Below are 14,662 nucleotides of genomic sequence, written 5' to 3'. Positions count from 1 at the left end.
TAAATATTAAAGGCGCGTATTATAGCACTAGAAAACCTCAAGGAATATAGTCAAATACTTTGAATATTCCTTTGAGTTTATAAAATAGACTTAGTTTAACTCAATTGCTTGAATTTCAACGCTATTACTATCTTGTTCTTGCTTTAAACCGACAGGAATTGCGGGAATGTCTGGTTTGTCTAGGGCGACATCGCCATCTGTATTTGGCAGACCCGTTTTTTGCAGGTTTTTGAAATCAAAAATAGAATTATCTGCTAAGTGAGAAGGTACAACGTTTTGCATTGCAGTGAACATAGTCGCTACACGACCAGGATGTTCAACTTCCCATTGTGCTATCATGGCTTTTATGTTCTGTCTTTGAAGATTCTCTTGTGAACCACATAAGTTACAAGGAATGATAGGGAATTCTTTTAGTTGGGCGTATTGTGCTATTTCTTCTTCTTTACAGTATGCGAGCGGGCGAATAACCATATGCTCACCATTATCACTGGCAAGCTTTGCTGGCATACCTTTTAATTTTCCGCCATAAAACATATTTAAAAACATGGTTTCTATCATGTCATCTCTATGGTGGCCTAAGGCTATTTTGGTAGCTTTTAGCTCTTTAGCTGTACGATACAAAATACCGCGTCTTAAGCGAGAACATAATGAACAAGTTGTTTTACCTTCTTCAATTATATCGGTCACAATTTTATAGGTATTTTCTTCAACAATTTTGTATTCAATATCTAACGTTTCTAGATATTCAGGTAAGATATGTTCGGGAAACCCCGGCTGCTTTTGATCTAAGTTAACCGCGACTAATTCAAATTTGATAGGAGCAACACGTTTTAATTGCATTAAGATACCTAGCATCGCATAGCTATCCTTACCACCAGATAAACATACCATGATGCGATCACCATCTTCTATCATATTAAAATCATTAATAGCCTGCCCCGTGCTACGTCTTAGGCGTTTTTCTAATTTATTTAAAGTGTGTTTAGCCTTGGTTTGAGCAGAATGTGAAGCAGGTGATGACATTAAGGACCCTATAATGATAATAGAAAGCTGAGCTAAAATTAGCGCAGTATTATAAAGCAAAATTAAAAGTTAGCGAGTAAAAATATTTTTTAGTGAAATTGGTGAGAGAGTGTTTGTTGTTTTTCAAAAAATATGGGTGGCTATCTTAGATTGATAGCCACATAAGGTTATTTAGCCAATGGGCTAATATAACCATCAGGTTTTAAAGCAAGTACATCACAATTTAAGCTATCAATCACATGTTCAGCTGTATTACCAATTAAAGCTGCACTAAGCCCCGTTCTGCCAATTGTGCCCATAACGATTAACTCAGCATCCAATTCATTAGCAATAATGGGTATGATATCTTCTGGCAAGCCTTCTTTAATATGACATTGGTTTTGGGGAATATCATGCTGTTGTGCAAGTTCGTGGCATGCCTGTGTATGATGCTCTTTAACAGTTTCATTAAATTGAGTGGGATCAAATTCAGGAATTTCAATAGCAATATTAACTGGTGTGCCAGGGAAGGAATTTACAATATGTAAATTGCCATCGATGAGGTTTGAAATGAATTTTGCATCATTCATTATTCTTTGATTAAGAGCAAGATGTTGTTCATCATCAGCAGAAACATTTACAGCTGCGATAATATTGCCTTTTGCAGGCCATGAGTGCTCTTTTATTAATAATACAGGGCAAGGAGATTTTCTAATTAAATGCCAGTCAGTTGGCGTAAATATCACTGATTTTAAAGTTGCATGTTCGTGGGTACCTTTTAAAACAATATCGTAGTTTTCATTAAGTACGGTTTGTATAATTGATTCGAAAGGGCGATTATGCCAGATAACCTTGCAGTCAATATCTAAAGTTTCTTTGTATTGCTCTATTAATGAATTAATCCATGAAATTCTGTCATTTATAACAGCACTACGCATAGCCTCTCTTTCATCAAGAGATAGCATCGTCGTCATTTCATAGGAAAAATCATATATGGTTAAAAATGCGGTGATTTTAGCACCAGATTTTTGTGCTAATTCAAATGAACGTTTTAAAGCGGCTTGTTCTGATTTACTTGGATCAATTACTGCAAGTATTTTTTTTATTGTATTCATCATTTAACCTCTCAAATTTGCTTACTTTTAGTGTAAGTTAAGTTAGCAGATTTAACAGGTTTAAATGAAAAAAATTCTCTAAGATCAATATACAAAGACGAAATTATTCGCTTTTAGATTTGGTACCTGCAATTGTATTCAATTGCTCAAGATCAATAATGGTAATGAATTTACCTTCAACTTTTATTACATCTGACTTTTGGAAGCGGCTCAATAGTCGACTAATGGTTTCCACTGTTAAACCAAGGTAGTTTCCAATTTCTCCACGTGTCATAGTTAATCTAAATTCTTTTTTAGAAAAACCACGTTCACCAAATCGTTGAGATAAATTACAAATAAAAGCAGCTAATCTTTCTTTTGCTGTTTTTTTGTTTAAAAGTAATAACATCTCTTGATCGTAGTTGATTTCACTACTCATCATGCGCATTATTTGTTGGCGTAATTTTGGTAATTTTCCAGATAACTCATCTAAAGTAGTGAAAGGGATTTCACACACCATAGCTGTCTCCATAGCTTGTGAATAACTTTGATGTTCCATTTTAAATATACCATCAAAACCAATAATATCACCTGCTAGATGAAAGTCAGTGATTTGCTCATCACCTTGTTCAGAGATGGTATAAGATTTAAACGAACCTGAGCGGACCGCAAAAATAGAATTTAATTTTTTGCCGGCTTCAAATAGTAAATCACCTTTATGAAATGGTTTTTTACGTTCGATGATATCATCAAGTTTACCCATTTCGCTTTCATTAAGTGTTACAGGTAAGCATAACTGACTGATGCTACAACTATTACAGCTAATTTGGCAATTTGAACTTGTCGGTATTTTATTTTTCAGACCCATTGAAATTCCGTCTATTTTAAACTACGAGTATAGATTAATGCAGTGCGTTTTGGGCTGCAATAGCTAAAAGGTATAAACCGTAAAATACTAAAATATTACCTAGAACAATACGGATTATGCTGTTATTGAGCCAGTTATTGATAGTTTGTGCTGCAAAACTTAACCCTATCATGGCAGGTAAGGTGCCTAAAGCAAAACTAGCCATAAATAGTGCGCCTGAACTCGCACTTTGTGTTGTGATAGCCCAAGTTAATGCAGAATAAACTAATCCACAAGGTAACCAGCCCCAAAGCGCACCATATGCCAATGCTTTTTTCTTTGTATTGAGTGGTAATAAGTACTTATTCAATTTAACAATATGCTGCCATATTGCTAATTTCCCAAATTTTTCTAACCAATTTAAGCTTGCTGTCAAACGCATGATATATAGGCCTACAAGCACCATAAAAATACCACTTATAAAAGATAAAAATAAAGAAAAATTGTTTGATTGTTTAGCAAAAACAGAACTAATGCCACCTACTAAAGCGCCGCAAAGACTATAGCTTAATAATCGGCCTAAAGTATAAAGTAGGGCATATTGTTGTGCTTTGTTTTTGTCTTCAATCGCAAATTGTAAAGATGATGCAATACCACCACACATAGCAATACAGTGCCCACTGCCAGCTAGACCCATAAAAAAAGCGGTTAGAAATAAAGACTCTGTCATAATGGGTTATTATTCTTATGATCTTTACTTTTGTTCGACTTATTTTTATTTTCACTTTCGTCAAATAAGATACTGTGGGCTTGTTTGTCTAAGTCAGAAAATTGTTCGCTTTTAACTGCCCAGAAAAAAACTGCGATGGCAATGATCACAAATATAATTGCTATCGGAATTAATACATAAATAATACTCATTATTTCAATACCTTTGTTATGGTTTTAATAGTCTTAATGAATTTGTTATCACGATTATAGAACTGGCTGACATGCCAATAACAGCCATCCAAGGTTGAACCATGCCCATTGCAGCTAAAGGTAAAATTGATCCATTATATGCAAGTGAAAGGGCTAAGTTTTGCTTTACAATACGACGTGTCTTATGACTGATTTTAATTAAATGTTCAATGGAGCTTAGATCACTATTTAATAGCACAACATCGGCTGTGTTTTTAGAAATATCGGCACCAGATTCCATAGCAATCGACAAATGTGCAGTATTAAATACTGGACTGTCATTAACGCCATCACCTACCATAGCAACAACATGATTTTGTTTAATGATATTAGCAACGTAGTTTTGTTTTTGAGCGGGGCTACAGCCCGTTTGTACTTCATCTAAAGATAATATTTTTGCAAGGTCAGGCCCTGCCTGTGAAGGGTCGCCTGTTAATAAGTGAGTATTTAAGTTTTTATCTTTAAGAAAAGATATTAACTGTTGTGCACGATCACGTATTTTGTCTTCAAGTTCAAATGCAGCGATAGGTTTTTCGTTAATATAAAGCACAACTTGGACCGGGAGCTCTAGAGCGTTAAACCAGCCATTTTTACCTATGGCGATATCTTGACCTTGATATAATCCTTTAATACCAAAACCGGTCTCAATAGTAACATCAGTCAAAGGTTCTAAAGACGAAGTATCAAAATTAAAAGCCTTAGCAATAGGGTGTTGTGAATGAAATTCTAAACCTGAAGCTAAAGCTAAAATTGTATTTTTATCGTAACGATTATCTAAATAATGGGACTTTTTGATTGTAAAACATCCCTCAGTTAACGTGCCTGTTTTATCAAATGCAAAAGAATCTATTTTTGTGAGGGTTTCGAGTACATGTGCTTTCTTTATTAATAAGCCTTTTTTGGTTAAGTTTGCCACACTGCACGTCAATGCAGTAGGGATAGCAAGACTTAATGCGCAGGGACAAGTTGCCACTAACACTGATATTGTGATCCAAAATGCGTGCTGTGGGTCTATGCCATACCAATATGTGGCAGTAAAGCCTGCAACAACTAATAAAACGGCGACAAACCACTGAGCAACTTTGTCGGTAATTTCAGCAAGTTTAGGGCGATTGGTAAGGGCTTTATTTTGTAGGCTAACAATTTGATTTATTAGGGTATGCGTGCCAAGTTGGTTGACACTGATTTTAACTAAACCATCATGGTTAGTTGTACCAGCATAAACCTGAGTATTGATTTCTTTAGTAACAGCCTGATGCTCGCCTGTCATCATCGATTCATCAACTGTGGTCTCACCCTCAATCACTACACCATCAGCTGGAATGATTTCACCAGGTTTAACTAAAATGATATCTTTAAGTTTTAGCTTTTTTGCTGCGATTATTTGTTCTTTAAAATTATCTACAATACGTGCTGTTAGTGGTAATAGCTTTTGTAAGTTAGAAGTGAATTCACTGGCTTTTAAACGTGCTCTAAACTCTAAATACTTGCCTAATAATAAAAGGAAAGTGAACATACAAATTGATTCAAAGTAGACTTCACCAGTATTAAAAACTGTTGCCCAAGTGCTTGCAATATATGCCCCAAAAATAGCTAAGGAAACAGGCAAGTCCATATTGAGTTGTTTTACTTTTAGTGCGCGCATGGCACTGGTTAAAAAGGGTAGGGCAGAATAAAGAATTACTGGAGAGGCTAAAACGAAGCTGATCCATCTAAAATATTGCTCAAAGTCATCTTCCATATCGGAAAAAATATCAAAATATAAAGCAAAGGCAAACATCATAACTTGCATTGTCATAATACCTGCAACACCAAGTCGGCGTACATATGACTTGGCAACTTGTTGTTTTTGAGCTTCTTCTACATCTGGCTGAAAAGGGTATACTTTATATCCAATACGCGCCAAACCTTCAATAATAGTACTTAATTTAAGTTGTGATTTATCCCACAAGATCATTGCACGGTGTGTCGATGTATTTACATCGACTCGCGTGATATGACCTAAAGATAATAATTTTTTTTCGATTAACCAAGCACAGGCGGCACAGCTAATGCCTTCAACGCTGAGTAAAACTTCTGATAACTCGCCCGAATGATGTATGAAATCTTCTTGAATATCGTCATCATCATAACTTTTGAACATTAATAATTGCTCAGGGATCAGTTCTTGTACTTTTCCAGCAGCAGTGGTCCTAAATTTATAATAATCAGTCATACCAGAAGAAATGATAGATTCAGCAACAGCTTGGCAACCGATACAGCAAACAGGTTGCGCTTGATTATCGTATTCTACAGTTTGAATAAACCCCAAAGGGATACTTTCAAGACAATGAAAACATTCAGATTGTGAAGAAAAGGCATGTTCTTTGGGGTGTGTCATAGATTACTTATTTTTTATTATATTGTGGTGAGATTTTAAACGCTTGCTCGTAAGGTAACTTAATGGTTTCTTTTAGTTTCCAAACACTGTCAAATGGTTCGATAAATATATTAAAACGACCATCAATAATTTTATCCGTTAAAGCGGTAAATTCACCATTACCATTTTTAGTTAGCATGACTGTAAAATCGTGCGCTTTAATCGTTGTATGGTAAAAAGAGACTTTTAAAGAAGGCACATTATTATTTTCACCTTTAGTGAATTTAAACGACACAGTATCATTATTTATTTTTAAATCGCCATGTAAGTAAAGTGCTTTTGCTTTATCAAATTTGGCTAAATCTAAATTGATTGCTTTACCTTTTTTGTAGTAATCATCAACTACCATATCCGGTGTATTTGAAAATGCGATATATGCAAAAATAGTACATGCAACAACAGTTGCTAATGGAATAAATAGTAAAAACCAAGGCCAGAATTGCTTATACCAGGGAAGAGTTTTTGTCATTTTCTGAAGCGTCTTAATCAAATAAATTTAGGTCGTATTTTACTTGAATTTACGACAAAAGCATAGATTTTAGGCATAAAAAAAGCCTCCAAAAGGAGGCTTTCATCCATTTAAAAATGTTTACTTAGAATTAGATAAACTGTAAACATAAGCACTGATGATATGTACTTTATCTTCACCTAATATATCTTTCCAAGCAGGCATTACACCGGCACGACCTTTAACTAAAGTTTCTTCTACAGCGCGTTGTGAGCCACCATATAACCAAACTTTATCTGTTAAATTTGGTGCGCCAAATGGTAAATTATGAGCGAGTGACCCTTTACCATCTGCACCGTGACAAGCAGAACACATAGCAAACTTAGCTTCGCCTGCTTTAGCGTCTTTTTGATTAACTTTACGACCAGATAAGCTTAAAACAAATGCTGTCATTTCTTTTACGCCTTGTTCGCCAAGTGCATCACCCCAAGGTGGCATTTGAGCGATACGCCCGTTCATTAAAGTCTCTTTTATTTGTGCAGGAGAACCACCATATAACCAATCGTTATCAGTAAGATCTGGAAAACCTTGGTAACCACGTGCATCTGAACCATGACATTGAGCACAGTTTTGCGAAAATAAACGCTGACCGATTTCTAACGCTTGTTCATCAGTTGCAAGATCTTTGATGTCACGTTTAGCGAAAGATTCGAATAAAGGACCAAACTTTTCTTCTGCTTTACGCATTTCAACATCAAGTTGAACCGTTTTACCTGCTGCTTTGGCATCAATTACCGCTTGCTTTGATTCTGCAAGAGATTTAATACCCTGATTTGAACTTGTCCAATTACCTAAACCTTCCCAGTTACCTAAACCTGGGTAAGCAGCTAGATAATAAACAGCCCATATAAATGTTGCGAAGAACATATAAGTCCACCACTTAGGGAGTGGATTATTTAATTCTTCAATGCCATCAAATTCATGGCCACAACTTTCGCCTTCTTCAACCCCAGCATAGTTCGTTAAGTTCCAAACTAATAAGCCAAAAACAATAGCTAAACATGCTAGTGTTAAAACGACGACCCAAATGCTCCAAAAGCTAGTCATTTCTCAGACTCCTTTTCTTTATCGTTGATTGTCGTTTCGTGCTTTTTTTCGTCTTCGAAAATCGCATTAGCAGCTTCGTCAAACTTTGACTTAGTACGCTTGCTAAATGCCCACCAAACGATAACAATAAAAAGTACCATTAAAACCAGAGTAAATATGCCTCTGAATGTTCCGTAATCCATAATTCTTTAACCTATAAAAAATTATTTCAGATGAGTACCAAGCTGTTGTAAATATGCAATCAAGGCTTCCATTTCTGTTTTACCTTTAACTGCAGCTTTAGCACCAGCAATATCTTCATCTGTGTATGGCACACCAAAACCTTTAAAAACTTCTAGTTTTTTAGCGATTAGTTCACCATCAAGTACATTTTCATCTAACCACGGGAAAGCTGGCATATTAGACTCAGGTACTACTGAACGCGGATCCATTAGATGTGCATATTGCCAATCGTCAGAATAGCGACCACCAACACGAGCTAAATCAGGACCTGTACGCTTAGAACCCCATTGGAAAGGGTGGTTCCATACGCTTTCACCTGCAACAGAGTAATGGCCGTAGCGCTCAACTTCATCACGGAATGGTCGGATCATTTGTGAGTGACAGTTATAACAACCTTCGCGCACATAAATATCACGGCCTTCCATTTCTAAAGCTGTTAACGGACGTAATCCATCTACAGGTTCAGTCGTATCTTTTTGGAACATAAGTGGAGTAATTTCAACTAACGCACCAAAACTAATTGCAAAAATCGTTAATATTGCGAATAAACCAACATTTTTTTCAACGATCTCATGCTTATTTTGTGAATTTTTTTGACTCATTATCTACCCCTTATGCCGGATGTACTTCAGCTTCAAGCGAGTCGTTTTTCGCAGAAACTGTTTTAAGTACGTTGTAAAGCATGATCACCATACCTGTAACGATGAATACACCGCCAACAAAACGCATGAAGTAGAACGGGTATGAAGCTTCTAATGACTGTACAAAGCTATACATTAAAGTACCGTCAGAATTAACTGCACGCCACATTAGACCTTGCATTACACCTGAAATCCACATTGCTACGATGTAAAGTACTACACCGATTGTATGTAACCAGAAATGTGTATTGAGTAGCTTAGTGCTATACATACGACCTTGGCTAAATAAATTAGGAACTAAATGATAAACAGCACCAATAGATACCATTGCAACCCAGCCTAAAGCACCTGAATGTACGTGACCAACAGTCCAATCAGTGTAATGCGATAATGCATTTACAGATTTTATTGCCATCATCGGACCTTCAAACGTAGACATACCGTAGAATGAAAGAGATACAACTAAGAAACGTAATACTGGGTCATGACGAAGTTTATGCCATGCACCTGAAAGCGTCATAATACCATTGATCATACCGCCCCAAGATGGAACGAATAAGATAATTGACATAACCATACCTAAAGATTGAGTCCAATCAGGTAAAGCCGTGTAATGTAGATGGTGAGGACCAGCCCAGATGTATAAAGACACAAGTGCCCAAAAGTGAACTACAGATAAACGGTAAGAATAAACTGGACGACCTGCTTGCTTAGGAACAAAGTAATACATCATGCCTAAGAAACCCGCTGTTAATAAAAAACCAACAGCATTATGACCGTACCACCACTGTACCATAGCATCTACTGCACCAGCATAAATCGAGTAAGACTTAGTCAGTGATACAGGGATTGCCATGCTGTTTACAAGATGTAATACAGCAACAGTTAAGATGAAACCACCGTAGAACCAGTTTGCTACATATATATGAGATACTTTACGTTTAATTAAAGTCCCAAAAAATACAACTGCAAATGTAACCCATACTATTGTGATCAATAAATCTATTGGCCATTCAAGTTCTGCGTATTCTTTACCTTGTGTCATACCCAAAGGTAATGTAATAACAGCGAGTACAATAACAAGTTGCCAACCCCAAAAGGTAAATGCAGCTAATTTGTCAGAGAAAAGACGCGTTTGACAAGTACGTTGTACCACATAATATGCGGTAGCAAACAATGCACTAGTACCAAATGCGAATATAACGGCGTTCGTATGTAACGGACGCAGTCGGGAGTATGTTAGCCATGGTGTGTCGAAGTTCAATGCAGGCCAAACTAACTGGGCTGCAATAAGAACACCAACACTCATACCAATAAGGCCCCAAATCACAGTCATGATTGTGAATTGTCGTACAACTTTATAGTTGTATTCTGTTTGTGATGCTACTTGGCTCATTTTCCGGCTTCCGATGCAATAAATTGCATTAAGAAATCAACTTCCTATTCTAAAAGAATAGGCCCTACTTATTTTCATCTAGTTTATTTTTTAAATATTGTAACGTATTTAAGAAACAAACCAGACAAACCCTTATTTTTGCGGGTGAATGATAAATATTTTAGCGATAAAAAGATACCTCAATTGTTCAAAATAATGACCTTAATCAAACTATGGGTATTAACTAGTTATTTTAATCTTAAATTTGTTGTATATTTTGCTATATCATTATAATCACTAGATTAAAAAGTGACCATTTAAATTGAAGATGTTAAAATATAGTACGATTTTAGTATTAGCTAGCTTGCTCTTAGCATGTAACTCTGAGTCAGAAAACAATGCCCTAGATTCTAGCTGCAATGAAAATAAGCCCTGTAATTATAGTGGGGGATATGAAATATCGCTAGCAAATGAATTAATTACCCCTGAAGATGAATTTATTATACAATTTAAAGCGCCTAAACACATTAAAATCAATCAAGCTAAGCTTGAAGGTCTTAATATGTATATGGGTAGTATTCCTTTATTGTTTGAATATAAAAATGGTAATTGGCAAAGTAAAGCGATGGTGGGGGCATGTGCTGAACCTATTATGCAATGGCAATTATCATTAGATTTTATTGACCAAACCTCACCTGAGCATAAAAAGCCTATCACATTAATTTATAATTTAACTTCTCAATATTAATTAGATGTTTTATTTCAATTTAACATGCTGTTGTAGGTATTATTAAATATCTACACGTTAATTCTTTCTAAAACATGACTACATGCCTAGGGTTACATTTAATCACAAAGTACCTGGTTAAATTACATTTTGATAAAAATGCCGTAACTTATTGTTATTTGGTCTTTAATTCAATTTTGAACTGTGTGTTCTTCTTGAGAATAACCTAAATATAACTATAAAATTTCGATTTTCATGATTCAATTTTTTAGGTTCAATTTCTATTCAGTTAAATAATCATAACCTTGCTTTATCGAATTGAAAGGTAACAGTTTCCTTTTGATTTTACATATAAATAAAATAGGGTTTATAAATGAAAAAAACACAATTGAATTTAGCTGTAATTACAACATTTTCTGCTTTGTTGTACCTAACGTTTTTGCACAAAAAGCATTAGTACCACAAGTGGGGACGCACATTGAAAAAATCCAAGTTACAGGTTCTCGCATAAATAGAACTGATATGGAAACTGCAAGCCCAATGACGATAATCTTTCTGACTTTATCGCGAAAAGTGGTTATACACCTGTTCAAGATATTTTAACGACGTTCATTTACTACAAAAGATAGAAAAAGTGCATTACATACAGTCAGTGCATGGCGCTGCCAACATCAATTAGTGCTAGGGCAAACCGCCGTTGATAGCAAAACAAATGAAATCACAGCAATACCTGAGTTACTAACCATGCTGGATATTGAAAACAGTATCATTACGCTTGATGCAATGGGATGCCAACAAGAAATAGCCAAACAAATAATTAAGCAAAAAGCCGATTATATTCTTGCGCTCAAAAGCAACCATTGTGGTATGCAGAGCGAATTAAAAGCTTGGTGGCACAAGAGTGAGCGAAATGGGTTATCCAATAATAATTATAACAAACATACCGAAATAAACTCAGGGCATGGGCGCATTGAAACTAGGACTTGTCAGCAGTTATTTATTAATAAAACCTAGTTAGGCAAAACTTACCAGTGGGCATAGAGCGACGCTTTAACCGCTTAATTCGCATTTTTATACAGATCAGGTATAATATCGCGAAATTTGGTGGGGTTGTGTGATAAAAGGACTTTTTATTTAAGCACGTCTTTGTGATTTTTACATCATAAAGCATAAATAACAACCCTGTATTCGTATCATTATTAACTTGGTACAAACAAAGAGGAATTTTTAATGCTTAAAAACACATTACGTCTTATCGTGATTAGTTTAACTTTGTACGGGATTGTATATCCATTTTTAATTAACCCGCCTGAAAAAACAGAAATAGTAACAGTCACATCTGTTAAAGAAACAAAAGTTGTAAAAGTTAAAGTTGAACAACCTTTACATTCAGTAAAATTACCTGATTTTGCTGTAATAAGGGATATTAAATTAAAAAAGAAAACATTTTTTAATTACATAAAGCCACATGTTAAAGCGGCAAATAAACAAATTCTACAGCAGCGCGCACAATTAGAAATTGCATTAATGATGCTGCAATTTGATGATGTTTTGGAAGATAAACAGTTAAATCAAATGATTGCTATTTTTAAGCAGTACAAAGTTAAACATATTGTTGATGCTGCGGGTATTCGTTTAGCGCTTGAACGTGTTGATATTGTGCCAAGTGAACTTGCATTAATGCAAGCCGCAAATGAGTCTGCTTGGGGAACGTCACGCTTTGCTCGAATAGGCCTGAACTTCTTTGGTCAATGGTGTTATAAAAAAGGCTGTGGCATGGTACCTAAAAGTAGAAATACAGGCGCAAACCATGAAGTCGCGGCTTATAAATCTGTTCGTGCAGCAGTAAATGCATATTTTTATAATATCAATACCAATCGTGCTTATAAATCACTTCGTGATATTAGATCTCAGCAAAGACAGCTTCAACAAACGCCTTCAGCAGAAGGTTTAGCACAAGGTTTACTTGCTTACTCTGAGCGAGGAGAGGCTTATGTTGATGAAATCAGCCATATGATACGTTTAAACCAGGAATATTTTAGTGAATAATTGTTTTTCTACATTCGCATTGAGTGTTGCATTAGTTAGTACCAGTTTTATCACAACAGCTAAAGAGTTTGTTGCATCTTACGATGGTTTTTATGATCGTATGAAAGTTGTAAATAAAGGTGAATTTATCCAAGCAAAGGTAGGCTTTTACTTAAAGGAATTTTCTAGCGGCGAAAGCTGTATCTTATCTAAAGGGCATATTATTACTGAAAAACAAGAGTTCCCTTTGAATTTCTCCCAGAATATGGAATTGTTACTACCATTTGATGAGAAATTAGATAAAGACAAAGCGATGGTTATCGCTTACCCAAAAAATCCTGAACATGAATGTCAATTAGTGATGCAGATTGAAGCACCAACCAACCATCAAACACGCTTTACTAAGTCAGAGCTGTATACGAGCTACACTGAATTAGATGATTTAATTGATGATTTATCTGGTTTTGTCTTAAGCACTATTTTTGGTTTTTTAATGCCTGATATAGTTGGTGTCACTTTAGTATTTGATCAGCGCGTTAATTTGATATCTCAAAGTAATAACGCAGTAAAATGTAGTGATATGAGATGTACAATTACAATGAATTCTGATTGGAAAGACAATTCTGATGAATTGAACTTCTCTATCGCACCTACTAAAATTATTCCTTATATAGAAAAGTAATATTGATATTGGCGGCAAGATAGTGTCGCCAATATTAGCTTGCCCTATTTATCCTAGATATATCTTATATTCTGCAAACTTTATTATCCCAACTATAATTTACATAACTTAATTAATATCTAGATAAGTATGTTAAATAAAAAATCACTATTAACTATGGAATCTTTCTTAACGAGTTCACTGTGCACAAGCCAATTAACGCTAAACCAAATGCTAGGTGCCATGACAAGTTTTATTTCTTGTCCTGAATATATAGAAGAAGCAAACTTAGAAGAATTAATTGTTGGCAATACAGATGAAGGGTTTATTAAAGTGATTGAGCCTGGACCTGTGCATCATGCGTGGATTGATATTTTTAATCAAATTGATTCTGCATTAGAGCATGAGCATTTTTCTTTAACTCGCCATTATCAGATAACTGATTGTATGAATCAGCCTCCTGACCAATTGTCACAATGGTGTGAAGGTTACTTAAAAGGTTCACAGCTTACTCAGAGTATCTGGCAAGAAGACTTTAATTTATTAGATACCATTCCTGATTTTAAAAAAGGACACAATTTAATTTTAGAATGTGATGCGTGTTTAAACTTAATTTCGATGTTTGCTGATTGGGATAGAGCATTAAAGGTCAATAATGACCCAGAACTTTTAAAGTCACAGGTATTAAATATTTGTAGTTCTATAGATCAGGGGGTTGCTTTATTTTATCAGTTAGGGGTTTCATTAAATGAAATTAAAATTGATGCAATTGATTTTGATCTATTGAATATAGAAAATCTGAAAGAGATAGATATGTTGACTAAATAGAAATGGTGCTCGCTACTGGACTTGAACCAGTGACCTACGCCATGTCATGGCGGCACTCTACCAACTGAGTTAAGCGAGCATATAATGCATTTGATGAAAATATTTCGTATAAATTTTAAAATGGTGCTCGCTACTGGACTTGAACCAGTGACCTACGCCATGTCATGGCGGCACTCTACCAACTGAGTTAAGCGAGCAATATATTTTAAGGTAGTAACCTCTCAACAAGCCGCTAATATATAGCGACTTTTAGTTGTGATCAAGTAACATTTGATTTAAATAGTTTGTTTGCTGTTTTTTTAT

The 14,662-nt window shown here is 35.3% G+C and carries 15 protein-coding genes, 2 tRNA genes and 2 pseudogenes; 6 read left to right on the top strand and 13 right to left on the bottom strand.

What is annotated here, in order from left to right:
* Positions 1-90: 90 nt before the first annotated feature.
* From ttcA to ccoN, 11 genes are all read right to left on the bottom strand, one after another.
* Entirely contained in the window at positions 91-1,023 is a 933-nt protein-coding gene (ttcA, locus tag PSA_RS12650; protein ID WP_042144026.1) for a tRNA 2-thiocytidine(32) synthetase TtcA, read from the bottom strand.
* A gap of 167 nt (positions 1,024-1,190) precedes the next feature.
* Positions 1,191-2,117 carry a universal stress protein UspE gene (gene uspE / locus PSA_RS12645; protein ID WP_042144028.1) on the bottom strand — a complete coding sequence of 309 codons (927 nt, stop codon included), beginning with the start codon at positions 2,115-2,117 and terminating at the stop codon, positions 1,191-1,193.
* 103 nt (positions 2,118-2,220) lie between these two features.
* Entirely contained in the window at positions 2,221-2,964 is a 744-nt protein-coding gene (gene fnr / locus PSA_RS12640; protein ID WP_042144030.1) for a fumarate/nitrate reduction transcriptional regulator Fnr, read from the bottom strand.
* Positions 2,965-2,998: 34 nt separating this feature from the next.
* Positions 2,999-3,673, bottom strand: a complete 675-nt coding sequence (locus tag PSA_RS12635; RefSeq protein ID WP_042144032.1) for a sulfite exporter TauE/SafE family protein — start codon at positions 3,671-3,673, stop codon at positions 2,999-3,001.
* Entirely contained in the window at positions 3,670-3,864 is a 195-nt protein-coding gene (gene ccoS, locus PSA_RS12630) for a cbb3-type cytochrome oxidase assembly protein CcoS (protein WP_042144034.1), read from the bottom strand. The genes PSA_RS12635 and ccoS overlap by 4 nt, the downstream gene beginning before the upstream one ends.
* A 16-nt stretch (positions 3,865-3,880) precedes the next feature.
* On the bottom strand, positions 3,881-6,283 hold the full coding sequence (locus tag PSA_RS12625; protein ID WP_042144037.1) for a heavy metal translocating P-type ATPase: 2,403 nt from the start codon (positions 6,281-6,283) through the stop codon (positions 3,881-3,883).
* 7 nt (positions 6,284-6,290) lie between these two features.
* Positions 6,291-6,791 (bottom strand): FixH family protein, encoded by a 501-nt coding sequence (locus PSA_RS12620; protein WP_042144039.1) that lies wholly within the window; start codon positions 6,789-6,791, stop codon positions 6,291-6,293.
* 120 nt (positions 6,792-6,911) lie between these two features.
* Entirely contained in the window at positions 6,912-7,877 is a 966-nt protein-coding gene (gene ccoP, locus PSA_RS12615) for a cytochrome-c oxidase, cbb3-type subunit III (protein WP_042144041.1), read from the bottom strand.
* Positions 7,874-8,059, bottom strand: a complete 186-nt coding sequence (locus PSA_RS12610) for a cbb3-type cytochrome c oxidase subunit 3 (RefSeq protein ID WP_042144043.1) — start codon at positions 8,057-8,059, stop codon at positions 7,874-7,876. Before PSA_RS12610 ends, ccoP begins: the two co-directional genes overlap by 4 nt.
* 21 nt (positions 8,060-8,080) lie before the next feature.
* Positions 8,081-8,701: a cytochrome-c oxidase, cbb3-type subunit II gene (gene ccoO, locus PSA_RS12605; protein WP_042144045.1), complete on the bottom strand. Its 621-nt coding sequence runs from the start codon at positions 8,699-8,701 to the stop codon at positions 8,081-8,083.
* A 10-nt stretch (positions 8,702-8,711) separates the two neighbouring features.
* The gene (gene ccoN, locus PSA_RS12600) at positions 8,712-10,136 is read right to left on the bottom strand and encodes a cytochrome-c oxidase, cbb3-type subunit I (RefSeq protein WP_042144047.1); all 1,425 of its coding nucleotides are present in this window, start codon (positions 10,134-10,136) and stop codon (positions 8,712-8,714) included.
* Positions 10,137-10,437: 301 nt separating this feature from the next.
* Between ccoN and PSA_RS12595 the strand changes: the two genes are divergently transcribed.
* The 6 genes and pseudogenes from PSA_RS12595 (at position 10,438) to PSA_RS12575 (ending at position 14,359) form a co-directional block, all read left to right on the top strand.
* Positions 10,438-10,863, top strand: a complete 426-nt coding sequence (locus tag PSA_RS12595; protein ID WP_127924087.1) for a hypothetical protein — start codon at positions 10,438-10,440, stop codon at positions 10,861-10,863.
* 352 nt (positions 10,864-11,215) lie between these two features.
* Positions 11,216-11,450 (top strand): annotated as a pseudogene (locus PSA_RS27205) (TonB-dependent receptor); the annotation flags it as partial.
* Positions 11,446-11,853 (top strand): annotated as a pseudogene (locus tag PSA_RS12590) (ISAs1 family transposase); the annotation flags it as partial. The pseudogenes PSA_RS27205 and PSA_RS12590, both read left to right, overlap by 5 nt.
* 219 nt (positions 11,854-12,072) lie before the next feature.
* Positions 12,073-12,891: a glucosaminidase domain-containing protein gene (locus PSA_RS12585; protein ID WP_042144051.1), complete on the top strand. Its 819-nt coding sequence runs from the start codon at positions 12,073-12,075 to the stop codon at positions 12,889-12,891.
* Positions 12,884-13,552, top strand: a complete 669-nt coding sequence (locus tag PSA_RS12580) for a DUF2987 domain-containing protein (RefSeq protein ID WP_042144054.1) — start codon at positions 12,884-12,886, stop codon at positions 13,550-13,552. The genes PSA_RS12585 and PSA_RS12580 overlap by 8 nt, the downstream gene beginning before the upstream one ends.
* A gap of 129 nt (positions 13,553-13,681) precedes the next feature.
* Positions 13,682-14,359 (top strand): UPF0149 family protein, encoded by a 678-nt coding sequence (locus PSA_RS12575; protein ID WP_042144056.1) that lies wholly within the window; start codon positions 13,682-13,684, stop codon positions 14,357-14,359.
* 3 nt (positions 14,360-14,362) lie between these two features.
* Here the strand turns inward: PSA_RS12575 and PSA_RS12570 are convergent.
* Together PSA_RS12570 and PSA_RS12565 are read right to left on the bottom strand one after the other, a co-directional pair.
* A tRNA-Val gene (locus tag PSA_RS12570) sits at positions 14,363-14,438 on the bottom strand.
* A 42-nt stretch (positions 14,439-14,480) separates the two neighbouring features.
* A tRNA-Val gene (locus PSA_RS12565) sits at positions 14,481-14,556 on the bottom strand.
* Positions 14,557-14,662: the final 106 nt, after the last annotated feature.

This window comes from Pseudoalteromonas sp. '520P1 No. 423' (genome assembly GCF_001269985.1).
In the GTDB taxonomy this organism is placed as follows: Bacteria; Pseudomonadota; Gammaproteobacteria; order Enterobacterales; family Alteromonadaceae; genus Pseudoalteromonas.
The sequence above is the reverse complement of the archived record's forward strand: the minus strand, read 5'-3'. Positions and strand labels throughout refer to the sequence as shown.